The 22,938-nt window shown below is 58.9% G+C and carries 27 protein-coding genes; 11 read left to right on the forward strand and 16 right to left on the reverse strand.

All coding sequences use genetic code 11. The features are described from left to right. The coding region (locus PSOLE_RS24400) for a hypothetical protein (RefSeq protein ID WP_211281480.1) at positions 1-278 on the forward strand (278 nt) is incomplete at its 5' end. 160 nt (positions 279-438) lie between these two features. Continuing rightward, complete coding sequence (locus PSOLE_RS16250; RefSeq protein WP_074860863.1) at positions 439-1,083, forward strand: hypothetical protein; 645 nt, start codon at positions 439-441, stop codon at positions 1,081-1,083. Positions 1,084-1,169: 86 nt separating this feature from the next. Here the strand turns inward: PSOLE_RS16250 and PSOLE_RS16255 are convergent, their stop codons facing one another. Both PSOLE_RS16255 and PSOLE_RS16260 read right to left on the reverse strand, forming a co-directional pair. Then, a complete protein-coding gene (locus PSOLE_RS16255) occupies positions 1,170-1,592 on the reverse strand; it encodes an RNA chaperone Hfq (protein ID WP_058151439.1) in 423 nt (140 codons plus the stop codon). A gap of 49 nt (positions 1,593-1,641) precedes the next feature. Further along, the gene (locus PSOLE_RS16260; RefSeq protein WP_346244437.1) at positions 1,642-2,643 is read right to left on the reverse strand and encodes a DinB/UmuC family translesion DNA polymerase; all 1,002 of its coding nucleotides are present in this window, start codon (positions 2,641-2,643) and stop codon (positions 1,642-1,644) included. Between the two features lie 241 nt (positions 2,644-2,884). Here PSOLE_RS16260 and PSOLE_RS16265 point away from each other — a divergent pair, with 241 nt between their 5' ends. Both PSOLE_RS16265 and PSOLE_RS16270 read left to right on the forward strand, forming a co-directional pair. Next, positions 2,885-3,835 (forward strand): arsenic resistance protein, encoded by a 951-nt coding sequence (locus PSOLE_RS16265; protein ID WP_057390162.1) that lies wholly within the window; start codon positions 2,885-2,887, stop codon positions 3,833-3,835. A gap of 12 nt (positions 3,836-3,847) precedes the next feature. Next, positions 3,848-4,273: an EamA family transporter gene (locus PSOLE_RS16270; protein ID WP_057390161.1), complete on the forward strand. Its 426-nt coding sequence runs from the start codon at positions 3,848-3,850 to the stop codon at positions 4,271-4,273. Between the two features lie 9 nt (positions 4,274-4,282). On the opposite strand, the gene PSOLE_RS16275 is transcribed toward PSOLE_RS16270, so the two are convergent. Together PSOLE_RS16275 and PSOLE_RS16280 are read right to left on the reverse strand one after the other, a co-directional pair. Beyond that, positions 4,283-4,594, reverse strand: coding sequence for a hypothetical protein (locus PSOLE_RS16275; RefSeq protein ID WP_057390160.1), 312 nt, complete (start codon positions 4,592-4,594; stop codon positions 4,283-4,285). Continuing rightward, on the reverse strand, positions 4,595-4,954 hold the full coding sequence (locus PSOLE_RS16280; RefSeq protein ID WP_057390159.1) for a hypothetical protein: 360 nt from the start codon (positions 4,952-4,954) through the stop codon (positions 4,595-4,597). 109 nt (positions 4,955-5,063) lie between these two features. Here PSOLE_RS16280 and PSOLE_RS16285 point away from each other — a divergent pair, with 109 nt between their 5' ends. Both PSOLE_RS16285 and PSOLE_RS16290 read left to right on the forward strand, forming a co-directional pair. Then, positions 5,064-5,663, forward strand: coding sequence for a DnaB-like helicase N-terminal domain-containing protein (locus PSOLE_RS16285; RefSeq protein WP_057390158.1), 600 nt, complete (start codon positions 5,064-5,066; stop codon positions 5,661-5,663). Then, the gene (locus PSOLE_RS16290; RefSeq protein ID WP_244597300.1) at positions 5,660-6,019 is read left to right on the forward strand and encodes a winged helix-turn-helix domain-containing protein; all 360 of its coding nucleotides are present in this window, start codon (positions 5,660-5,662) and stop codon (positions 6,017-6,019) included. The genes PSOLE_RS16285 and PSOLE_RS16290 overlap by 4 nt, the downstream gene beginning before the upstream one ends. A 16-nt stretch (positions 6,020-6,035) precedes the next feature. Here the strand turns inward: PSOLE_RS16290 and istB are convergent, their stop codons facing one another. Both istB and istA read right to left on the reverse strand, forming a co-directional pair. Continuing rightward, positions 6,036-6,785: an IS21-like element helper ATPase IstB gene (gene istB, locus PSOLE_RS16295; RefSeq protein ID WP_013100941.1), complete on the reverse strand. Its 750-nt coding sequence runs from the start codon at positions 6,783-6,785 to the stop codon at positions 6,036-6,038. Continuing rightward, positions 6,673-8,352, reverse strand: coding sequence for an IS21-like element IS1162 family transposase (gene istA / locus PSOLE_RS16300; protein ID WP_011077898.1), 1,680 nt, complete (start codon positions 8,350-8,352; stop codon positions 6,673-6,675). Before istA ends, istB begins: the two co-directional genes overlap by 113 nt. Before the next feature lie 400 nt (positions 8,353-8,752). Here istA and modA point away from each other — a divergent pair, with 400 nt between their 5' ends. Genes modA through PSOLE_RS16320 form a run of 4 tightly spaced genes read left to right on the forward strand, consistent with a single transcriptional unit; the run spans position 8,753 to position 12,107 of the window. Then, entirely contained in the window at positions 8,753-9,538 is a 786-nt protein-coding gene (gene modA, locus PSOLE_RS16305; protein ID WP_057390156.1) for a molybdate ABC transporter substrate-binding protein, read from the forward strand. 2 nt (positions 9,539-9,540) lie between these two features. Next, complete coding sequence (gene modB, locus PSOLE_RS16310; protein WP_057390154.1) at positions 9,541-10,215, forward strand: molybdate ABC transporter permease subunit; 675 nt, start codon at positions 9,541-9,543, stop codon at positions 10,213-10,215. Next, positions 10,202-11,311, forward strand: coding sequence for an ABC transporter ATP-binding protein (locus tag PSOLE_RS16315; RefSeq protein ID WP_057390152.1), 1,110 nt, complete (start codon positions 10,202-10,204; stop codon positions 11,309-11,311). Before modB ends, PSOLE_RS16315 begins: the two co-directional genes overlap by 14 nt. Positions 11,312-11,321: 10 nt before the next feature. Beyond that, positions 11,322-12,107, forward strand: a complete 786-nt coding sequence (locus PSOLE_RS16320) for a sulfite exporter TauE/SafE family protein (protein WP_057390150.1) — start codon at positions 11,322-11,324, stop codon at positions 12,105-12,107. Positions 12,108-12,366: 259 nt separating this feature from the next. Here the strand turns inward: PSOLE_RS16320 and PSOLE_RS16325 are convergent, their stop codons facing one another. From PSOLE_RS16325 to PSOLE_RS16355, 7 genes are all read right to left on the reverse strand, one after another. After that, positions 12,367-12,831 carry a hypothetical protein gene (locus tag PSOLE_RS16325; RefSeq protein WP_057390149.1) on the reverse strand — a complete coding sequence of 155 codons (465 nt, stop codon included), beginning with the start codon at positions 12,829-12,831 and terminating at the stop codon, positions 12,367-12,369. Then, positions 12,812-14,851, reverse strand: a complete 2,040-nt coding sequence (locus tag PSOLE_RS24750; RefSeq protein ID WP_172480675.1) for a hypothetical protein — start codon at positions 14,849-14,851, stop codon at positions 12,812-12,814. Before PSOLE_RS24750 ends, PSOLE_RS16325 begins: the two co-directional genes overlap by 20 nt. After that, complete coding sequence (locus PSOLE_RS16335) at positions 14,848-16,578, reverse strand: site-specific integrase (RefSeq protein WP_057390146.1); 1,731 nt, start codon at positions 16,576-16,578, stop codon at positions 14,848-14,850. Before PSOLE_RS16335 ends, PSOLE_RS24750 begins: the two co-directional genes overlap by 4 nt. After that, the gene (locus tag PSOLE_RS16340) at positions 16,571-17,860 is read right to left on the reverse strand and encodes a site-specific integrase (RefSeq protein WP_057390140.1); all 1,290 of its coding nucleotides are present in this window, start codon (positions 17,858-17,860) and stop codon (positions 16,571-16,573) included. Before PSOLE_RS16340 ends, PSOLE_RS16335 begins: the two co-directional genes overlap by 8 nt. Positions 17,861-17,909: 49 nt before the next feature. Further along, complete coding sequence (locus PSOLE_RS25200) at positions 17,910-18,293, reverse strand: Y-family DNA polymerase (protein WP_083393765.1); 384 nt, start codon at positions 18,291-18,293, stop codon at positions 17,910-17,912. Next, positions 18,227-18,676 (reverse strand): LexA family protein, encoded by a 450-nt coding sequence (locus PSOLE_RS16350; protein WP_020307645.1) that lies wholly within the window; start codon positions 18,674-18,676, stop codon positions 18,227-18,229. Before PSOLE_RS16350 ends, PSOLE_RS25200 begins: the two co-directional genes overlap by 67 nt. A 179-nt stretch (positions 18,677-18,855) precedes the next feature. After that, a complete protein-coding gene (locus PSOLE_RS16355) occupies positions 18,856-19,587 on the reverse strand; it encodes a TonB family protein (RefSeq protein WP_020307646.1) in 732 nt (243 codons plus the stop codon). A 184-nt stretch (positions 19,588-19,771) separates the two neighbouring features. On the opposite strand from PSOLE_RS16355, the gene PSOLE_RS16360 reads away from it, so the two are divergent. After that, the gene (locus PSOLE_RS16360) at positions 19,772-20,260 is read left to right on the forward strand and encodes a hypothetical protein (protein WP_034012239.1); all 489 of its coding nucleotides are present in this window, start codon (positions 19,772-19,774) and stop codon (positions 20,258-20,260) included. Between the two features lie 971 nt (positions 20,261-21,231). Here PSOLE_RS16360 and PSOLE_RS16365 read toward each other — a convergent pair. The 3 genes from PSOLE_RS16365 to PSOLE_RS16375 all read right to left on the reverse strand — a co-directional run bounded on the left by PSOLE_RS16365 (position 21,232) and on the right by PSOLE_RS16375 (position 22,930). After that, the gene (locus PSOLE_RS16365) at positions 21,232-21,684 is read right to left on the reverse strand and encodes a hypothetical protein (protein ID WP_042920022.1); all 453 of its coding nucleotides are present in this window, start codon (positions 21,682-21,684) and stop codon (positions 21,232-21,234) included. Positions 21,685-21,716: 32 nt separating this feature from the next. Further along, on the reverse strand, positions 21,717-22,265 hold the full coding sequence (locus PSOLE_RS16370) for a hypothetical protein (protein WP_074857439.1): 549 nt from the start codon (positions 22,263-22,265) through the stop codon (positions 21,717-21,719). A gap of 110 nt (positions 22,266-22,375) precedes the next feature. Continuing rightward, the gene (locus tag PSOLE_RS16375) at positions 22,376-22,930 is read right to left on the reverse strand and encodes a hypothetical protein (RefSeq protein WP_139204942.1); all 555 of its coding nucleotides are present in this window, start codon (positions 22,928-22,930) and stop codon (positions 22,376-22,378) included. Positions 22,931-22,938: the final 8 nt, after the last annotated feature.

The following is a 22,938-nucleotide window of genomic DNA, read 5'->3' on the forward strand; positions in this document are numbered from 1 at the left end:
TCTGGGTTGAGGCTGGAGAGCTGTGCCATCCACCGCGAAAACTGAACCGCTTTCATGATAGATCCCTCATGCTGGGAAAGATCACGATTCAGTTTAGACCACTGCAACAGATAACTCAGACAGAGCCTTTCCTTTTGGGGCTCTGCAATAGGTTTCGCATGAAAATTCATTCAAATCAGAAGGTTGCGCAGCCCGACAGCTATGCTGTCCGACAGTTCAAAATTTGGCGTTGTAAATCTGGCGACGTGCTGCCAAAATGGTGGCACCTCGAAGCCTAGGCTGGGTTTTGAGCATAACGATTAAGGCTTGCTTTGATGCCCTACGGGTACGGGTAAGCCAGATGACAGCACAAGAGACGCAGGTGGATTCACTTCGCTAGCGAGTCTGCATCGCAAGCGCCGTGGCCTTTGTCTTCTTGAAACCAAGGGGATTTTGGTAATGCAGCATGCTCAAGCTGAAAGGACACAGAATGATGTGTCTGACGACATTATGCTTGCTCGGGAGTTAGAGGTCGCTGAGCGCATTCGTGACAAAAGCAGTATGTTCACTATCCGCCAGGTAGCGAGCATCCACAGGATGAGTATCCCGTATCTGCGACAGTTCGCAGAGCGCCATGGGATCACCTTCGTAGGGACCGATGGCAGTCGGACTAAGCGTATTTCCAGCGCTGTCATTGCCCGTGAACGACGCCACACCTCAACAGTTGTAGCTCGATCACTGACCCGCAAGACTGTCACGACTCTCGACTCTGAAAAGATCACCCCCGAGATGCGTGAGCGTGCTCGTCGCCGCGATCAAGAATCGGTGAACGGGTTTATCGAAAGCCTTCGCGAACTTTCCCTAACCCATACCAGGGAAGAAGCTACTAAGGCAGCCGGCATCAGCCCGACCTTCATGCGCCGGCTGGCCTATGACCATGAATTGGTCTTTGTGGGCGAAGCTGCACCCATAAGCCAGTCCGTCTCTCCTGCCGCTCTCAAGAAGCTGCAAGGCAGCCTGTTCCGACCCAACAAGAAGATGAAGCAAGCCACCTCGCGTCTGATCCGAAATTACGTGATCAGCGACGTTCAGGATGCGCTGTAGCCGTACCGACTTGTGACATGGCGGCGCGGCGTGACCAAGGTTTCGTCGGCGCCGCCTCCCTCCCTAGACCTATTCATCACTCCTTCTCACTCCTGCGCGGGATTGTCATCGTCATGACAAAGCCAGCCAGCCTTCTGCTGTCGATCCCTCAATTCTTGCAGTGCCCTTAGAAAGCGCTTCTTACGGTTCTTGCAGCGTGCGGTGCCCAGGCCTTTGTACTCAGCGAAAAGGCCGATGGCCTCCCGAGGGATAATCATGGCGATAAAGCTCTTGTAGATGAGCCTTGGCGTAGCGCTTTTCCCCCTTCCGCCGAACAGGATCGTTTCTCTGTCGAAGCGATGGACAATGCCGTTGAAGGAGGCGCCGCTGGTGGAAAAGATCGTCAGTTCGACCCGGTTGGTTTGGCAGTGGTCTAAGAAGCGATATTGCTCACGAACAGTCCGGTCCACCACAGACTCAATGGCGTAGTTGAAACGCATCCCTTTACGGGGCTTCGCTTTACGCGCCATCACTGCTCCCTGTGTGGAAACCTTGTTCTCGCAAATTTTGCAAGAGCCTCTAAGTAGCTTCTGGAAGCTCAGTCCATGAGGTTGTGAAACGGTTAGACAAGTATTGACGACGAATCATATGTGCGAGATTACGGCGTTCCGCACCGAATCGGATCGTACCCTCTCCAGAGGAACGATTGATCAGGTCCATTGCTTTCATCAGCTCCCTGCTGCGTGGGCGCGCTCGGGGGGCGAACAAGTCCGGTGTGTAGTGCTGCTCCGGGATTGCCTCAACGACCATTAGGCCGGCGCGTATCCAGGTAACACCTTCTTGGTAGCTTGATCGCAAACAGATCAGTGCGACTTCAATCAGTACCCGTGTGTCATTTGTCGGTGACAACAATTCAATTGTTTCAGATTTGACCCGTGATGTCATTATCGAAGCACGGGCGGGTTGCAAGAAGACCCTCACCGCAGCTGCCAGGATTCCCTCTCTACGCAACTTTCGGCCTATGTTGGCAGCAAATGATGCAAGGCTGGATGACAGATCAGAGAAGGCGCTTGTGGGTGATGGGAATGTCCGAGAGCAGGTCATGGATTTGCGAGGGCTGCCGTCATTGTCTGGGCCTATGCAGTATTCCCAGTTCAACTCCCTTATGGTCCTGGCTAAACCCACTCCATGGTGCCGGCGCATCGTGGCCGCGTCAGCGTCGGCCAGCTGTAAAGCTGTGTGGATGCCGTAGCTATTCAGATGCTCGGTTAGACGGCTGCCAATCCCCCAAACGTCCCCAACTTCCGCCAAGGCCATCAGCTTGCGTAGTCGCTCGTACTCGGTCAAAGCCACTACTGATTTGGTCTGACGCTTCCACTTTTTACTGGCCCAGTTCGCTAGCTTTGCTGTCGTTCTGTTGCGAGAAATACCGACCCCAACCGGGATGCCGACCGCCTTTAGGACGTGGCGCTGGATGCTGGCGCCAAGCTCAGAGAGGTCGCCATTCATGCCGGTCAGCAAAATGAAGGCCTCGTCGATGTAAAGGAAAGAAAAACAACCATGGACATGACTTAAGCTCAGACATTCCGCTACTCAATCTCTGATGTCGGATGTCCATAGAAAGAACCTCTTTTCCAAGAAGTTAGGGCTTGAAGTCCATACCTGCGGACTGCTCGGCGCTGCACACCAGCCATTCCCAGCGCCGTGGCTTTCGGTCACACAGGAATACTGCATTCGGCATACTCTACCGATCCGTTATGCTGCCGCGATTAATCGCCTGCATCGCCGAACGAAGGCGGCTGCCCCCTAAGAAGGACTCACAGTGGAACGCCTGACACTCGAACGCAACCAGGTCTGGCTGTACCTGGGCGGTATACTCGCCGGACTGGTTCTTGGCAATCTCGCGCCCGGAATGGGAAGTACTCTGGAATACCTGCTATGGCCTGCTCTGGTGGCTTTGCTCTACGCCACCTTCGTGCAGATGCCGCTGTTACATGTGCGTGAGGCGTTTCGCGACCATCGCTTCGTGGGTGCGGTGCTACTGGGCAACTTCCTCTTCATTCCTCTGCTGGCCTGGGCCATGTTGCAGTGGCTGCCTCACGACCCAGCGCTGCGCCTGGGCGTGTTGCTGGTGTTGCTCGTGCCCTGCACGGACTGGTTCATTACCTTTAGCCAACTGGGCGGAGGCAATGTGCCCCGTGCTATTGCGGTCACGCCGATCAACCTGCTACTGCAGTTGGCATTATTACCGCTCTACCTGTGGTTGATGCTCGATCAGGACATCACTCTGGAACTGAATCTGATCGACCTGTGGCCGGCACTGCTGGTGGTGCTGATTCCACTTGTGTTGGCTGCAGTGTCGGAGCGCTGGATCGAGTCCAGAGCGGGGCGCGATCTCTGGCGCGAGCGGCTGGCCTGGGGACCGGTGCCGCTGTTGACGCTGGTGGTGTTCCTCATCGCCGGCGCCCAGGCTGAAGCGGTGCGGGCGGCGCTGAGAGAGTTGCTTGTCGTCATCCCGGTGTTCGTGGTGTTCCTGCTGGCTGTGCCCTACATTGCCAAGTTACTGGCGCGGCTGATGGCGTTGCCCAGCGATCATGCCCGCACCCTGACGTTCAGTCTGGGGACGCGCAACTCCTTCGTGGTCTTGCCATTCGCCCTGGCCCTGCCTGCGGGCTGGGAGGTTGCGGCCATGGTCATCGTATTGCAGTCGGTGATCGAGCTGTTCGGTATGGTGTTCTACCTGTGGTGGGTCCCCCGCAAACTGTTCAAATAGGACGAGCAGAGCATGGAAAAATGGGTGCTGTACGCCTTCATCTCGATGTTTTTCGCCGGATTCACGTCGGTGATCGCCAAGATGGGGCTCAATGGAATTTCCGGCGAGCTGGGGCTGACTATTCGCACCCTGTTCGTCTGCACCTTCGTGCTGATCTTCGCCGCTTGGGCGGTGCCCGTGCAGCAAATTGCCGAGGTCAACCAGCGCAACCTGCTGTGGCTTGGCCTCTCAGGCATCACCACGGCGCTGTCCTGGATCTTCTACTACAAGGCGTTGAAGCTGGGGGACGTGGCCACGGTGGCGCTGATCGACAAGGGCAGCGTCGTGGTAGCGATGCTGATGGCCTGGCTGCTGCTGCGCGAGGTGATCACGCTACGGATGCTGGCCGGTGCGGGATTGATCGTGGCCGGGCTCCTGGTTATCGCCAAAAAGCCCTGACCAGTGCCCCTAGGCCTCGTGCCGCTGAAAGGCTGCTGCCAGTGTCAACTGTGCACGGGCCTCAATGATCTCGATCAGTTCGAAGTGCTTGGGGAACTCGCGCTTGAGCCAGCCGCTCGGTACGAAGTGATGATCGAGGTGAACGACTGTGCTTTGATCTTCGGCAACCGCGCAGAGCATGACGTTCAACTCTGAATCATCGCCGGCCATCGCCGCCGGCACGAAGACAGTGCCGTTGTTGCTGATACCGAAAGAGCGTCTCCATTCGGGGAATCGCTTCTGCTCGGGGTTTGAAACCGCAAACCAATGAATCTTATCCATTTATTCCTTCTCGAAAGGGAGCAATGTGGAGTACGGCAGCGGATCATCTTCGGCTGCGGCTAATACCTGGTCCAGCACCGCCTCGGGGGCATCGAGAGCACCGAGAATCACGTACAGCTCGGATAACACGTTAATCCTGGCTGCGCGATCGAAGCCGGCATCATCACCGACTGACTCGGCATGATCGAATGCAGTGGCAACGGCATTCTCCTTGAGCAGATAACGCGCGCCGCAATCGCAGAGAAATGCTTGCTTGGCGTTATAGAAACGATCCTGCGCCTCCCAGCCATGCAGCCTCGGCTCCACGGGCTTGCCGCACTTGGGGCAATGAGCAGGTTGCACATCGGTAAGGTAAAGCATGGTTTGAGTTCCTTTACTGGCGGACCGCTCCGTGTTTGGAGGGCCGTACAATGCGCGCTATTGTCGTAACCCCGCTTCACCGCTGTCCAGAAAAGGTACAAAGGTACAAATGTCCCTCCCGCTTGACGCCAACCATACCACCCAGACCAGTCCCGGATTGATTCGCCTCGACCCAGCCTATGCCCTGGCAGCCCATCTCGCGGAGCGCAATCTGCTGGGCTACCTGATGCTCAATGGTGAGGCGTGGCGCGTGGTGGCAAAGATTATCGATCCAGGCGATTTCGAGGGGTATCCGCATTGCCGGATTTACCTGGCCATGGAAACACTGGCCAGTCTCGGCGAAGCCATCGACATCCTGACGCTTTGTGAGTTGCTGGAGTCGGACGAGCATTACCAGGCCGCAGGGGGTATCCAGCTGCTCGGGCAACTGGCCACGGAGACTCCGATACGTTTCGAGCAGGTGAGCGGCCTGGCCCGGCTGCTCAGAGGTTTTGGTGTGCTGCGCTCCAGCCTCAATGAGGCCTATCAGGGCCAGCGCCGACTATGCAGCCTGCTGGAAGCCAAATTCTTCGGACTCTCGCACGGCAAGTCATGGGTTGCCACCATCGAGGACACGATTCGACAAGAGCAGGCATTTCCGCAGACCTGGCTCGGGCAGCGCGTCTGCTATGTCTACGACGAATCCGTTACCGAGGACGCGACTCTGTGACCAGCACTATCAGCCTGAGAATCCGCCTGCACCTTGGTGAGGATATCGCCATCGGCCCCGGGAAGGTTGATCTGCTGGAAGCCATTCAGCGTAGCGGCTCGATCAGTGGAGCGGCGCGCGAACTGGGTATGTCCTATCGACGTGCCTGGCTTCTGGTGGAAACCATGAACCGCTGCTTTCGCGAGCCTCTGGTCATATCGCTAGTCGGCGGTCGGCATGGCGGCGGTGCTCGACTGAGTGATGCTGGGGAGCAGGTTCTGCGGCAATTTCGCAGTATCGTGCGGATTTCGGTGAACGTGACCGCTCATTTCGCTAACAACGTGACCGGTGGCTTCACCCGATTGCGCGGGGTTTAAATTCTAACCGCATCGGTCACGATGCGGCTTCTTCCTCCGTGTTTTTCCTCCGTAGTGACTCGCCTTTCATCACGATTCGGTAGGCGTTGTGTACCAGGCGATCGAGCAAGGCGTCGGCCAGCGTGGGGTCGTTGATCCAGCCGTGCCAGTGCTCGACGGGAAGCTGGCTGGTCAGGATGGTGGAGCGGCTGCCGGCGCGGTCGTCGATCACTTCCAGCAGGTCATGCCGGGCATTTTCCTCCAGCGCCGCCAGGCCCCAGTCGTCCAAAATCAAGACATCGACCTTGGCCAGCTGTTGCAGGGTGCGCCCGAAGCTACCGTCGCCGTGGGCGATGCGCAGTTGCTCCAGCAGGCGCGGGGTGCGCAGGTACAGCGCGCTGTAGCCCTGGCGACAGGCTTGGTGGCCCAGGGCGCAGGCGAACCAGGTCTTGCCGACGCCGGTCGGGCCGGTCAGCAGCAGGTTGTGCCGTTGACGGATCCAGTCACCACTGGCCAGGGTCGCGATCAGGCGCTCGTCCAGCGTGCGGCCACGGCGCCGGTCGAGGTCTTCCAGGCAGGCGCTGGCGTACTTGAGCTTGGCCTGTTTACGCAGCCGCTCCAGGCGCTTGTCGTCGCGCCAGGCCAGCTCGCGGTCGAGCAGCAGGCCGAGGCGCTCATCGAAGCTCAGGCTGTGGCTGGCCGGCAGCGTCCATTGTTCTTCCAGTGCTCGGGCCATGCCGCCCAGCCGCAGTTGGTGCAATTGGCTCAGGGTGTGTTGGGTCATCATCGAACAGCTCCTCTTGGGTGTAGTAATCGGCGCCACGGACGTTCTCGTGACTGCTGGGTTGTGCTGCCGGCGTCGCGGGCTTGGGCAGTGGTTGCTGGTCGAGGCCTTGCTTGAGCAGGTTGCGCACGGTGCGGCCGTTAAGCGCCCGCAGTTGCACGGCGCGGCTGGCCGCCGCCTCCAGGCGCGCGTTACCGTACTGGCGCGCCAGCGAGAGCAGGCCCAGGCAGGCGCGATAGCCCATCTCCGGGTGCGGTTTGTGGGTCAGTTGGTGCTCGACGATCTGCCGGGTTTGCGGGCCGATTCGCTCACCCCAGTCGAGCAGGCGCTGCGGCGTCCACTCGCGGTGCGCCTTGTGCGAGGCCGGCATGTGTTCGCTCTGGGTGCTGTAGGCGCCGCGCCGCTGAAGTCGCAAGTGGCTGGCGACCCGCCGGTTGCCGTGCAGGACTTCCACGGTATGCGCGCTCAGCCGCACATCGACGCTCTGCCGGGCCAGGGCCGAGGGTACGCTGTAGAAGCCGCCGTTCACTTCGATGTGGTAGTCGATGTTGACCTTGCAGCGCTTGAAGGTCACCACCTCGTAGGGATGCTGTGGCAGCGGCCGCAGCACCGGTTGATCGAGCCGCTCGAACCACTCCCGGCGGCAGCCATCGAGCTTCTTGAACGGGCGCTGGTTCAAGTCCTCCAGCAGCTTGGCAATCGCCTGGTTGAGCGCGTGCAGGCTGAAGAACTGCTGGTGGCGCAGCCGCGCCATGATCCAGCGTTCGACGACCTGTACCGCCACCTCGGCCTTGGCTTTATCCTGCGGCTTACGCGGCCGCGCCGGCAGCATCACCGTGTCGTAATGCCGGGCGCACTCCAGCGCGGCGCGGTTCAAGCCCGGCTCGTAGCGGTCGGGATGGGCGATCAGGGCGCGCGGGTTGTCCGGCACCACCATCTCGCTGACCCCGCCAAAATAGCTGAATGCCTGACCCAGCGCGGTCAGCCAGTCCACCTGGGTTTCCCCCGGCGTGGCGCAGGCATAGGTGTAGTTCGAGGCCCCCAGCGCTGCGACGAAGATATGCGCCCGGCTGATCTCGCCGGTGGCCGGGTCGATCACCGGCAGCGTCGGGCCGGCGTAGTCGATGAACAGCTTCTCGCCGGCCCGGTGCTGTTGACGCATCGAGCGTTTGAGGGTGCTGGCGTAGCGGCGGTAGTGCTCGACGAACTGGGTATAGCGGTAGGTCGGCTGCTCGGGATGGGCGGCGACGTACTCCTCCCACAGCAGTTGCAGGGTGACGCCCTTGCGCCGCAATTCGCGGTGGATCGTGATCAGATCCGGCAGCACCCGCTCGCCGCGGGTCTGGCGAACCCTGGCAGTGGGCAACAGTGCCGCCGCCAGCGCCACCTCATCCAGCACGGCCAGCGCCGGCCACTCCATCCCGGTTTCAGCGGCTGCGGTGACGTACTTACTGACGACGCCCTTGGACAGCTGCAAGGCCCGGGCGATCTTCTCGTGAGAGAGGCCGCCCTCGAACTTGAGGCGCAGACATTCTTTGATATTACGCATGGCTACTCGCTGCGCCGCCATCCCTCTACTCCCCGAAATCGGGCGAGGGTGACGGTCGCGTCAGGTCATGCGCAACGGGGTGGAAGCGTTTCGCTAAGCCGTGACCGACGATTTCGGTAAGTCGTGACCGCCTGTTTCGGAGCAGGCTGGAAATCGGTCACGTTGATAGCGAAATGAGCGGTCACGCGTTAGCGAAATGTCCGGTCACGATCTACCGAAACAGCCGGTCACGGTGGGCCGAAATACGCAGTATCGAGGCTCGCGCCCGCTCGGAGGTTGAGACGGGTATGACGACCATTCAAGCATTACTAAAGCGCTGATCCAATAAAAAAGCTGACCTTATAGTCAGATTATTCTTGATTGACGCTGTATCCCAAGATATATAGCGTCACTCCAAAAACAACACAGAAGAAGGTTCACCATGGCTTCATGCACAACTATCCGCAATTGGCTGGTCGGTCTGTCCATGCTGATTTGTACGGCTCAATCCTGGGCCGAGGCCCCCGCTGTCGCCGCCGCAGCTGACCTGCAGTTTGCCTTGGAAGAAGTTCATCAGCAGTTCAAGGCCGATACAGGTCTGTCGCTACGGCTGGTATTCGGCTCCTCCGGCAATTTCTACCGCCAGATCAGTGAGGGGGCGCCTTTCCAGCTTTATTTCTCGGCCGACGAGGAATACGTGCAGAAACTGCATGAAGCAGGTAAGACAGAGGATGAAGGCGCACTTTATGCCGTGGGCCGCATCGTACTGATGGTGCCAAACGGCTCGCCGCTCAAGGCTGATGAGCAACTGGCCGACCTGCGTGTTGCACTGGCGGACGGTCGCCTGAAGAAATTCGCTATCGCCAACCCGGAGCACGCGCCCTATGGCCGGCGGGCCGAGGAGGCGCTCAAGCACGCCGGCCTCTGGGCAGGTATCCAGGACAAGCTGGTGTTGGGCGAGAACGTCGCCCAGGCGGCCCAGTTCGCCACTTCGGCCAGTGCTCAGGGCGGCATCGTTGCCTACTCCCTGGTGCTGTCACCGAATATGGCCAAGCGCGGCCAGTACGCCCTGATTCCCAGTGACTGGCACGAGCCTCTGAAGCAGCGCATGGTGCTGGTCAAGGGAGCCGATGCCACCAGCCAAGCGTTCTACCGCTACCTGCAAGAGCCGGCCGCTCGCGCCATCTTGGCGCGCTACGGTTTCGTTTTACCCGCTCAGGAAGATTAAGCGTGGATTGGTCAGCACTGTGGCTGTCGCTCAATCTGGCGTTCTGGACGATGCTGATTCTGCTCCCCGTGGGCATCTGGGTCGGCCGCAAGCTGGCCTGGTCAAACTTTCGTGGCAAGAGCATGACCGAGGCATTGCTGGCCCTACCATTGGTGTTGCCGCCGACGGTGCTCGGCTTCTACTTGTTGCTGGCCATGGGTGGCAATTCACCTATCGGTCAGGCCTACCAACACCTCTTCGGCCACTCGCTGACCTTCAGTTTCGAGGGGCTGCTGGTCGCCTCGGTGCTGTTTAATCTGCCGTTCGCCATCCAGCCCATGCAGCGGGCCTTCGAGGCCATTCCGGCGGATATCCGCGAGGCGGCGCGTTGCTGCGGTCTATCACCCTGGCAAGTGCTGCGACGCATCGAGTTGCCGCTGGCCTGGCCGGGCATCCTGTCTGCCTTGGTGCTGACCTTCGCCCACACCTTGGGCGAGTTCGGCGTGGTGCTAATGGTCGGCGGCAGCATTCCCGGCGAGACGCGCACCATTGCCATCGCCATCTATGACCGGGTGCAGGCCTTCGACGACCAGGCTGCGGCGGTGATGTCCGCCGTGCTGCTGCTCTTCTCACTGGGGGCCATCGGCCTGTCCTATTTCGCCACCGCCAGATTGGGTCGACGCCATGCCCATAACTGACGAGAAGGATGGCTTGTACCTGCGTGTGCGGCAGGCCGCCCCCATCCCGCTGGACGCCGAACTGCACTGCGCGCCGGGCGAGGTGCTGGCACTGGTCGGCCCCTCCGGTAGCGGCAAGTCCACCTTGCTGCGCAGCATCGCCGGCCTCCATCGGCCGAAGCAGGGACTGATCCGTTGCGGTGGCGAAACCTGGCTCGATAGCGAACACCAAATCGCGGTAGCCACCGATAAGCGCCGGATTGGCATGGTGTTCCAGCACTACGCGCTGTTCCCGCACCTGTCCGCGTTGGACAACATCGTGCAGGCCATGGGCGAGGTGCCGCCTGCCGAACGCACGGATCGCGCCTTGGCATTGCTGGATAGGCTCCATCTGCACGGCCTGGCGCAACGCCACCCGCATCAGCTGTCCGGTGGCCAGCAGCAGCGGGTCGCCGTCGCCCGCGCCCTGGCTCGCGAACCCAAGGTGTTGCTGCTCGATGAGCCGTTCTCGGCGGTGGACCGGGCGACCCGCGAAGCACTGTACGGTGAACTGGCCGAACTGCGCGAAGTGCTGCGCATGCCGGTGCTGCTGGTTACCCACGACCTGGACGAAGCCACCCTGTTGGCGGATCAACTCTGCATTCTTTCTGCCGGCAGAACTTTGCAGGCCGGCATACCCGACCGCGTGCTGGCCGCCCCGGCTACGCCCGAGGTGGCGCGCCTGGTGGGGATGCGCAACCTGTTTACGGGTACGGTCCTGCACCATGGCGCCGATCACAGCCTGATCGATTGGGCAGGCCAGCCGCTGCGTGTTCGTCGCCAGGCGGATTGGATGCCGGGACAACGCGTGAGTTGGGGGTTGCCGACTTCCAGCGTACTGCTGATGCCTCAACAGCATGCGCCAGGCGCTCTGGACAATCCCGTAGACGCGCAGATAGAGCGACTGTTGCCGCTGGGCGAGCACTTGCGTGTCGAGCTGCGTCGAGGCCAGGCGGGCTTGACCATGAACGTGCCCCGTCATCTGGCGCAACGCTACGGCCTGGCTGCGGGCCAGCGCCTGACGATTCGCCTACGTGGTGAAACCATCCATTTGATGCCCGTCGAGGGCAGCCTTTAGGTAAAAATCCATGCGCGAAAACAAGCCTGCCGCATTCGGTGCAGGAGCTGGTGTAGGTCTGCTCGGTGGGCTGATAGGGCTTGGCGGGGCCGAATTCCGGCTGCCACTGTTGATCGGTTTGTTCCGTTTCCATGCCCTGGAGGCGGTGATCCTCAACAAGGCCATCAGCCTGATGGTCGTGGCGGCGGCCTTGCCGATCCGCTCGTTCTCCGTGCCGCTTAATGAGGTGTTGGCTTGGTGGCCCGCGATACTGAACCTACTGGCCGGCAGTCTGATCGGTGCCTGGATCGGTGCCGGTTGGGCGACTCGCTTACAGTCACACCACCTCTACCGGGTGATCGCAGTGCTGCTGCTGTTGATTGCGCTGATCCTGGTATTTGGCCACAGCCCACATAGCACCGGTCGTCCGCTACTGGAGGCATCCTGGTTGATTCCGGCTGGCCTGCTGGCCGGGCTAGTCGTCGGCATGGTCGCGTCTTTGCTCGGGGTGGCCGGTGGAGAGCTGCTGATTCCAACCTTTGTCCTGCTCTTCGGCGCGGATATCAAACTGGCAGGTAGCCTTTCGCTGGCCGTCAGCCTGCCGACGATGCTGATCGGCTTTGCCCGCTACAGCCGCGACCAGAGCTTCGCCGTGCTGGGCAAGCACAAGCCGTTCGTGCTCTGGATGGCTCTCGGCTCTCTGGCTGGCACCGCATTAGGGGGCTTGCTGCTTGGCTGGGTCAGTACCGCTGTCCTGCTGCCGTTGCTGGCCACCATTCTGCTGCTGTCGGCAATCAAGCTTTGGCGACACTCTTGATGTCGGAGTGAGTACCGGGGTCATGCTCATGGCATGTAATCGAAGCAGCTCGTCGCGCAGCGCTGCCGTCCCACCAATATCAGCGAGGCAACGGTCCAGACGATCAACCAGGTGCAGTTGCTGGGAGGTATCGAAATGCTGTTGAAACCGATCTAGCCCAGTGGCGTCGACCTCACCATATGGTGTGAGGCGAAACGAAGGCGGCGGAATCTCGATCATGTTGGGCAAATGACTGGCGGCTTTCATGCGAATACTCATTTCAAAGTTTTTTGTGGCCTCGCGGATCAAGAGGAAGCACATTGGAAGCCGGCAGTTGGCGCTCCAAGTCCGCAATACGGTCGTACAGCTCAAGAATGGTGGCGTCGGCCTCACTGAGTAGGCTGGCTAGGTGGTCACGCTGCTGCGTGATTTCCTCGATCCGTTCTCGAAGTCCACGATTTCTTCTGCGGGCTAATAAGCTGACTTGGTGCACTGATGGCGGACGTTGCTCAGCGTGTCCTTCCACGTACTTTTGGATCTCAGCGATCAGTAGGGGGAAACGAGCTTTTTTCAGTGCAGAGGGGTCGCTGCCGGCCTCCTTGGCAACGTTGTTCTGACTTACGGGCGTCCCCTTCGGCAGTCGTTCGGGCTTGTTACTCTTCAGCCGCTCGAACGCTGCGCGATACTGCTCGCCGGCACTCATTCGCTTAGCCGGGTCAGCGGATTCATGCTTGCCGGATGACATGGCGATAATTCTCCACACTACGTTTCTGGGCTTCCAACGAAGTCCTTAGCGGACTATCTACCTCGGCAGCGGCCAGGCGCTCATCCAATACCGCCTCCAACACTTCGACTTCGTCGACTTGCTCGGGATCATAGAGAACGTCCGCACATGGTTTGGTTTCTCCAGGGGAGTCGCCCCCTCCGCAGCGAGCGATATTGTCGATACCGCCATAGGGACAGGGGGCACGGCTCGTGCAGATGCCCAGCAAAATCGGTCGATGAGTGACCGTCCCCTTCTTAGCCAGATTGATCGCTTTCTTAGCATCAGAGGCTGAGATCAGGCGGACAATCTCAGATTTTCGCTTCTCGCCGTGGGGGCTGACGAATCGGTTGCTCGTCAGCTGTTGCAGTTGCCTACCCAAAGTTTCGTACATGGTGCGGACGTAGTAGGCATGGGCCTTCTCTTCCAGCCGTACCCTGGAATGGTTTTGCCCGTAGTAGAGACTCATCGCTCTGGCGACGTGCTTTAGCTGAAACTGCAATGAAGCGTCGCTGACCAGCCCGGATGCCTGCATATTCACTGCGCCGGTTCGTCGGAGCTGATGCCAGGCCAACGGCCAGATTTTGCCGACCGCAAACTCGTCGGTCAGCGTCGGCGTCACCAACCGAGCCAATGCGAAATCTTCCGGCGTAATGCGCAATTGCTCAGGGTCGAACAGCTTGTCGAACCACTGAAGCACATGGGCATAGCTCGGAATCGATGGCCGAATCGTGCGGTTGATCTTGGTGAACTTCGTTCCCCACGGTTCAAGGCAATAATCAAGCAGATAGCGCTTGGCCGGATCATCCGGCACCGAGGCCTCGCCGGGGGGAGAATCGCATTCTGCGCGGAGGTCTGCGACCACACGCATGGCTTCAACTGCCACCTGAGCTGACGGGGACGTCACCCAAAGTGCCTCAGAATCCGACATCGTCTTGGTCGTTCGTCCGCGCAATACATGGATGTCGCCAAACTGCGGATCACGTTCTATGTGCAAGCAATCAGCGCGCAGGTTCCAAGCCTCTTCGACTCGCATGAGGCTGAAATTCAGCAGATAGCACAGTCCAGATCGGCTCACGAGGTTGAGGTAGCGACTCAGAGTTTGAATGCGAATTTCGTCGTCGCTCACTCCCAGCCAGCGACGAAATAGTTCCACCATGCCAAACCGATGCGCTGTGTCGATGAATGGGCCGTAGTACTGCCGCCCAGTCAACTTTCCGTTTGATCCATCCGACGGCCACTGAAACGGATAGAACGATTGTGGCCTGCGTTGTCCTTGGAGACTGGCAGAGTTGTGCCGATAGGCAGACAGACAGAAGCGGAAGCACTCCTCGACTTGGCCTCGATGCGCCAAAAAGTCATCCAGGCATTCACGCAAGCGTGTGATTTGATAGTGCCAAATGCGGGGCGGGATATAGGGGGTCTGGAGCTTCTGGTGGTCGGGCATGGCCGCTGCGAGGCGTGCCAACCCTGCGCGATCCAACAAGGTGAACCCCAGCGCATCCCGCCGCTCATACAGTTCGTGCAGCAATGCCAAAAACTCACCGGACCGGGAAGCCTGGAGCACCTCCGGGAGAAGGTCGGCAACGCGCGGAAAATGACTCAGTTCGGATGCGAGAATGCCTTCTTGAGTGCACAAGACGAACAGCCGACGCATCTGGTCGAAGCGCGTTTTCAGGCCTCGGTATCCACGGGCTCCATTGGGGCCGTATAGCCACCAGCCGATTACGGTCCGCAATAAATCGGCGTTCGCAGGATCGATCGCGGCGACATATTTCTTAGCTGGGCCATCGCCGAAATTGAGAGTGAGCCGTTTTCCCGCCCACGCGTCGAGCCGCCAAATGGCATCGCCCCAACGGCTCACCACCTGGCCAGCGGCATCTATGATGACCGGCCAATCACGCTGCGGTGGCCAGCACGGCGGACGGTAGTTCGGTGCATCAGGAATCGCTAGGGGCGAGTCGATGCCGAGGCCAAGTTCGGAAAGAATATTTTTCGTCATGCTGATCTTTGTCGCAGTTCTGCCAATTGGATGAAGCCATCCCAGGCCGGGTGGTAGTCACCTTCACTTATGCGCGCTCTGGCTTCTTCGACCCAAAGCCTGCGGACCTCGCTACTTTCTTCGAAGAAGCGCAGTTTGGCCGTCAGCCGATCGATCACCAGCAGGGCCGGATGCTCTGTCGTCAGGTGCTTACCCGAACTGGGTGGGCGGTAGCGTGCCAGTTCAAGCGATTTGAGGTGGCGCAAGCTACCGAGAGACCACACATGATCCTCACTTTCGATATCCCGGTGCTGGGTACAGAACAGGCAACCGGCAGCATTGATGCAGTCGGGTCGCGGACCATTCTTCGGCATCGTGCCCACTGGTTCAGGTGTGGCCGATACACATCTACCAGGAGCAGGAGGTGAAAGGGACGGATCGGTTTGCTGATGGAAGCGCGTAATTTCCACCATAGCGATCTGCGGGTGCGGTTCGGCATATACGCGTATCAGCGTTTGCACCGTATGCTGGGCCAACTCCGCAACCTGTTGGGGATTCTGGGACTCCCGAAGCAACCAGTTGATGCGCGTCCCGCGCAGTTTTCGCGGTCTCACAAGCGGTATGCCAAGCTCGCGGCAGATGCGCGTAACGTTCGTGAACTGCGTCGCCTCTTCTAGGATTCGTCCCCCGCTACGTATAAGCGGAAAGAGCAAACCATCCGGCTCATTGGGAAACCATTCGGAACGCCATTCGAGATAGCGCTCGAACCACTCTCGATAACTGGCAAAAATCTCGAATAGCACTTCTCCTTCCCGTCGATTTTTGTAGGTACGTATCTGGTAGCCGTCTAAGTGGCTGGTGTAATGAAACTGCTCAACCCGCAGGGTATGTGCTTGCTGGAGGTTCAGACCGGTCTGGGCGATGAACATCAGCAATTCACTCTCGATCCGTAAATTGACGATGGGGAAACGGGTCCGCAGTGTCCGATCTGCATCGTGGGCGGCACGCGCCGCCAGGGATGCTTCGATTTGCGCTTGGTTTTGCGGCCTGGTACGGCGGGCCGCTACTTTCTCGGGGCTCTGCAATCCCGACCATAGTTCCAGCACTTGGCCGGTGCGTAACGAAATACACACTGGGAGGGGGGCCATTGTCCCCCTCCAGGTCAATGCCTCGCATACGTCAGCTAGAAGGTGTCCGAATGCGAAGGTGTTTTGCAGACTCTGCTTGTCCGCTTTGCTCGTATGTACCTTGCCTTTGCCGCGCGGCTTGCGAATACGTGTGCTCTTGCTCAGGCTTGCTTGGCGGTCCAATGCTCGGTCCAGCATCGTCGCCGTGAGCCTGGTGAGATCGTACAGGGACCCATCGCTGAAATTACGTTCGACTCGATGACGCTGGAGCAAGTGATCGGTCCAACGAATGAACGTGTCGGCCGCCGTCTCGAGACTGAGATTCACGTTTTCTGAATCGATCCAGGCAAAGAATCGACGCAATGCACTGATCTTATTCTGCACCGAGAAGCGACTTCCGCCACCAGCAAGGTCGTCAGTCATGTGCTCATGCAGCCGCGTCACCAGCTCGAAACGTTCCGGCAAGGGACTGCCGAGTTCGCTCTGCGCGATCTGGCGGCCCACATGCTTCACCTTTGCTGCTGCACCTCCGCGAAACAGCAGCGGCCGGAGGTCCCAGGGCGTTTCAGTGGCCCCATACTCAAGCATCGGGAAAGTGAGGTCGAATTCGGAACTATCCATCGTACCGCGCCCCAGCGCCGATCCCGCTAAATGCCGCCATGAAGCTATTTGAGAGGGCTTGTTTGATCGGCAGTGCCTGTACGAATCGGATGTATTTGAAGGTGGTGGCTTCAGAGTTAGGCCCGTGGAGCAACGCGTCGCTGACCGTCGCAATTACAATAGCGACATCGGCACAAGCCGATAGCGCCAGACGTGCCAATTCGGTACCGAAGGTGCAGCGCGACTGATGGAAGCGGAATTTACGGAGCACCTGCAGTTCTGCTTTGACGCCCCGTTTTCGAAACTCGGACATCTCAACATTCACAGCAGATGACTGATCGGTGCCGCGCCTGCCATAGGCGTTACCAAAGCGGGTCAAGAACAGCAAGTCACGATTCTCGGGCGAGGCTTTCGCCTCTCGTTCCATCCTCCGCCAGCCTTTGGCATATTCCAGCAATTCATCACGCAACGCTTCGGGTATCCAGACCTGCCCAGTCACACCGAATTTCGTGTGCACTGGCGGAGCTGCGCCTGGACCAACTGCAAGGCGTAGAAGCCCTTCAGCGGAAGGGTCGGGGGCGGCGCGCTCCAGAGATTGAATCTTGAGATCACAGATGCTGCCGAGCCGCATCCCGGTAAAAAATCCAAGGGCCAACATGAGGTAGAGCTCGGGCGTGGCGTTCTCTGCGGCGAAATCCAGAATTGCATCGCGATCGGTCTCCGAGACTGGCAACAGCCCATCTTCAAGCGTTTGGCCTGGGCGCTTACGGTTCGGGATGCTGAGGTCGGTGGTGGTTCCGCTGATCGTTCGCTCGAACCCCACCCGGTCGAAGTATTTAACGACGTAGGGCTTTTCCCGCCACAGCTGGACGTGTGGAGAAAGAAGCTCCCTATGCCTTACCCACCGATAGAACATGATGCAATTGCGCATGTACTCAGACGCCGTGGATGGGCTGATCTGGCCGGCATCGCGCATCTTGATCAACGCCCCTCGGTATAGCACCAGGCAGCGGTCAGCTTTGCGAGCGGGAAACTCGAACCACTGCAAATCACGAAATTCAAGAAATTTAGCGTAATTGAGAAGGCCATTCATGTTACTGGCAACGGTCTTAAGAGAAGCGTCACCAGTCGTTGCTCGCTCCACTGCCCACAGGTTTGCCTCCCTCCAAGGTGCATAGTCTGCCCAAAAGATTTGGGGCAAGCCCTCAATGGATGGCCGACTGCTACTGGGGGAGTATGCGACGGCGTTCTCTCTGCGCACGAGGTAATGGGGCACGAAATGAATGCGCTCTAGCGTCGCCATTCAACGCCCCTGGGACGCTTAACAATGTCCATAGATAGAACTCAATAGCTTAGGCGTCCGCACTATACAACTTACTCTTATCCACGCTGTAGGGGTCCAGGCCTGCCACCATGGAGCCTATGGCCCGCATGAACCTCTGGTGTATGTCCTGGTAAAGCGTGTAGTTCGAGGATCGAAGAATCAGGCCGTGGTGACGAACCAGTGGCTCAAGCTCAGAACGAGGCTGGCTCATTTTGACGCCAAGGGCCTTGGCCTCATCAGATCGGCTGACGACAGCCGAGTCGTTATTGGACAAGACGACAACAGGCCTGCCCTCCAGGCGCGGCTCAAACACGCGGTGGCAACTTACGTAGTAGCAGTGCCCGTCTACAAGGCCGACAATTTCGGGCGACCTCGTTCCAGCCTGTGTAGATTCCAAACTACTACCCCCCATATCTGGACCTGTTCGTCATCGCCGATGAAGATCGGCGCCATCGAGTCGTTTTCAGGAACCAATGCGTATCGACCGTCCAGCCGGCTTAGCCGCTTAACGGTGAAGTCGCCCTCGACCACTGCCACCACAACATCATCGAGCAGCGCATCCAGGCTCTTGTCCACGACCAATACGTCACCGTCGCGTATCAGTGGGTACATGGAGTTCCCACGCGCTCGCACAAGGAAGGTTGAATAGGCGGTGACGTTCACCAGCTCGTCGAGAGACAGCGGTGCTTCTTCGTAATCGGCGGCTGGGGATGGCCAGCCGCAAGCTACGCCGATGAAAAATCTGAGTGGAATCGGCTCATCGCTTAGCGCTAGACGCTGCGCCAGATTGCTCATGTGCGGATGCCTCATTGCTGTATGGATGGACAGTATATGCGTGGCGCACGATGTAAGGGAGTACCGGCTAGATGCTCGGTATTGATTCGTCGAGCCCCGGTGCTTTGCACATCTTTGATGAGCGGAACAAAAAAGGGCTCCGCAATGGGAGCCATCGTCGGGATCAAGCAGCAACGAAGCTACTTCATATGGACCGGGCTGATCGCCAGTCGGAACGCCTTGATCTGCAAGTAGGCCTGATCACTCAGTCGGCCAATTTCAGGGATGGAGTTCATGCGCAGTGCTGCTTTGACAGCACTGTTGTCGAACTCGACGATACCGCTGGAGTTGGCGACCTGTACATCGGAAATCCAGCCCTGCCGGTCAACGATGAACTGGAGAACAACAGTGTCCTCATCGTCAACGTGTTCGCGACCGGGGCGCACGGGCGGCGCCTCCCAGTGCTGTTTCATGCGGGTGCGTACCAGATTATCGAATCGTTCGTTCACACCGTTTTTGAGCGGTTGCTGCTCGGTTTTGGCGGCAGCTTCCTGGCGGCGCGCTTCTTCATTGACCGCCTCAAAGCCTGACGGCATTTTGCTTTCCGCTTTGGCCTCGGTCTTGAGCGTGCGCAGCTCTTTTACCTCATTTTGCAGCGATTGAATGGTGCGCTGTTGCTTCGTCAACTCACCTTGAAGCGCCTGGAGCGCGTGGTCTTGACTGCCGTCCGCCCGCTCGGTCACGCCCCGGAAAGCCTCCAGGTTGTCGATGCTGTTCGATATTTTTGCCAACCCAACGGAGTTGAAGGCTGTGAAGGTATGACCGCCAATACTGATCACCAGGGCAAGACTTGCAATGGCACCTGGGAACCACTTGGCTTGCAGGAATGACTTGGCCTTAGTCAAGTTGTCCGGGCTTTGCTGCTGTTCCATAACTCCCCTTACGTGTGGTCATGCGGTGGATAAAGGGAGTCTTGCGTTATGGCGTTCGCACGGCAACCGAACTCGATGCCTTTACTACTAGGGCGCCAGCAACTACATCAACCTCAGTGGCAGTGAGCCTGGAGAAACCAGAAACTGGTGCGATCTTCAATCAATCGTCCAGAGCCTCCACACCATGGATCAAGCGAAACAGGCGCCGACTGTCAGCGGCATCAGCAAGATTGCGCAACTGTCTGCATTCACCATTCTCGGCGCAGTGATCGGCAGCGGTGCAACCGCTTACACCTTCCAGAAAGTTGGGAAGGACACAGGGCAGGCGGAAACAGTGGCACAGGTGGCCACCACCGTTGAGCACAGCCGCCTCGTCAATGACGAGGTGCTATTTCGAATCAAGAATGTCGAGGCTGCGCTGGATAAACTGAAAGACGCCAGCGCGCCCATACTGCCACCTAGGCCGGCACAACATCAGCTGGACGCTGCGATCAATGGCCTGTTCGAGTCGATAGAAGACCCAGAGCCCATCGGCCATGGACAGGCCCAGGATGCAGAAGCTGCAAGCGGCGAAGTTCAGATGGGTGATGCTGCCGGCGATTCGGCAGAAGATCATGAAGTCGGTGAGGCGGAGAATGCCTCGAACGAGGCAGGCGCGGAGCAGAAAGAGTAAGTCAAAAACGTTTGGGGCCACACGGCCCCAATCGCTCCCCATTACATAAGTACAGTGGCTACGCCACAGCACTCCCCTTCTGTCACATTGCAAATCCGTTGCAAACGTAAGCCAAGCTTATCGCGTCCAATATCGGTTCTGTGAACCGTCCCTAGTCGATTGGGAGCTACCCAACGAGGCGCGCATTTTAGCAAAGGATGATATGTATCCCCAATCGCGGATTACAAAAAGTCACACCACCTCCGACGAAAGGGCACGCGCTATACCGATGGCTCCCACAGAAGCAACTGGATCATCGTGGGGCTGAATACCGGCAGAGTGATTTCGGTGCCCAGGTAATGCCAGTCCGGGAACTCATCCGTCTTGAAGACGCCGTGCGGTGTGGGATGCAAATAAAGTTTCATCCTTAGAAATAAAGTGTCATCCCGAGCAATCGGGTTCTGGCCTTGTCCGCCCCCTGGAACCCCCAATGATTGCGGCCTGCAAGGCCGCAATCAGGGAGGAAATTAGCAAGATCACAATAGAAATCAACGACTTACGATTTCAGGTAAGGATGACACTTTATTCGCATGGCTCCGGGGTTTTCCGACCATTTGAAGGCCGCTGCGAGGCATTAGGATGAGACTTTAGGTACAGGTCGGGCAGTGAGCCTCCCAGCCAGCCCAGCAAATCGTTCCCGTTAGGATGAAACTTTATTTGCATCCCACATGCGGCACGCCTGCACCGCCGCCAAGCCACATCCGCGCTCTGTAGTCGATCACCCGGCCATCATCTAGCTGAATCCAGAAGTGGATCGGCAGCTCAACGTTGCCAGACGCTGAAACCAGCTGCCCTTGCATGCAGGAGTGCGGAATCCCGGCCCCAGCGAGCACTGAGTGTGCAATTCGGGTGAAACCGTCGCACTCAACTGGAGCGTTGCAGTAGGGCTCTAGGAGGCTCGAAATAGCGTCCGGCATTGAGTGGGCCTGTTGTTACTCGCCGGCAATAGCTGCCAGCGATTGCTTGAGTTCGGCCTTGCCCTTGGCTTTTTGACTGCGACCGCTGGACACAACCTGGAACTCCGCAGGGGTCGAGTATGGATTCTCGACAGTGACGGTGGCGCTGGTGCCACTGGAGAACGCCACCTGCAATTCAGCCCCCACTATCGCAGCGCTCTGCGTGGAGAAGGTCGATTTCACTTTGCCCTCAATGTCCACCAGTAGGTCATGGGCATCCCTGTCCATTTCGGCCTTGAACTTGGAGAGCTGGTGGTCATTGTGGCGTTTTGCTTCCGGCGTTTCGCCGCTGGAGCCGCAGTTCGTGCAGGAATAGCTCGCGAACAGCCCTTGAACGTGGTCGCAATACATCTTGTCGCACCAGCACGAAGTGACGCTGCCAAACGCGTTGGCTTGTTGCCCGCAGCCTGGGCAAGTAATGGTGTTCATGGCCAGATCAGTTCCTTGTCTCGAAGGTGGAGTCAGCTCTGGCCGGGAGCCGGGACTACGCCGGCCAGCAGATGATCATAAACGCGACGTGCGGAAAGCCTCCAGCAAACTGGTGCGTAGGCGAACACTGTCGCGAGGTACATGTACGGGTCAGAACCGTCCTTTTGGCGAAGCTCATTAACCGTGGCCGACCATGCTTGGTTCCCATAATGGGAACTGACGATCGCCGCAGTTTCGTCAGCGAACAACTGCACATCAATCGGATCGACAGCCTTGCGCACCAGCGAGTGGTTTGCACGAATGCTCTGCTCAATGTGAGAGGAACCGTAGCGCTCCTTGGCGAACCGGAACAGCCGGTAGCCGGGATATGCAACCACCGGAATGCTCACCCAAGCAGGCAGGCCAACAGCTACGAGAGCGGCTGCGGCGACCGATGCGGCACCAATCGCAAGGAGCGCGGGCACGCCAGTAGCCTTGTTTGGGTTGATGGCGTTACGAGCCAGCGCCGGCACCGTGGATTCGGTGCGAATGCTGAGGTGGAACGCCAAGGGGGCGTAGGTCTGAATGTGGGTGTTTTCCATGGCCCTTCCTCCGTAGGTCGTTTGAACGCTTGGGCTTGGTGTAAGGATAACGTGGCGATCACCGCACTCCACACTGACAAGAAAAAGGCGCCCTTGGGCGCCTGCTGGTATCACGCGGCGTGAGGCGGACTCACGATCTTGAATCCGCAGTCGCTGGTGCTCTGAGGGTCGAATACGACCGGCACCACAGACAGCTGGAGCGCCTTGGCCTGCTCCAGGGTGAGCTGTTCAGCCTCCAGGTACTTCATGGCCGCAGCGGCGGCAGCATCGAAGCTGGTGAAGGCGTCGCCGGCATTGGCGATGGGCTTGAAGCTCGATGCGCCCGGTTCCAGCACCAGCACGCGGTCTGGCTCGCCGTACACGGGCTTTTCCGGCTTGTGGATGAGGAACATGTCGCCTCGGATCAGAGGGCAGCCGAAGAACGTCTCATCGACGATCAGGCGCGGCAGCATGGTCGCATGGCCACGGACGCCATCGAGCACGGAGTGCCCTTTCAGCATGCGGGTGATGACCTCGGCGAGCAGGCCCTGGAAGTTGCTGGTGATGCCGCCAGCGTCCCAGCCTGGGAACTGCGCATCCAGGACCTCGCACGCCTTGGCGGTTGCTTCTTCGATTGCCTTCTGCACAGCTGGATCGTTCTGGAGCTTCAAAGCGGTCATGGCCACTCTCCCTG

Origin of the sequence: Pseudomonas oleovorans subsp. oleovorans, assembly GCF_002197815.1 — a bacterium.
Lineage (GTDB): Bacteria > Pseudomonadota > Gammaproteobacteria > Pseudomonadales > Pseudomonadaceae > Aquipseudomonas > Aquipseudomonas oleovorans.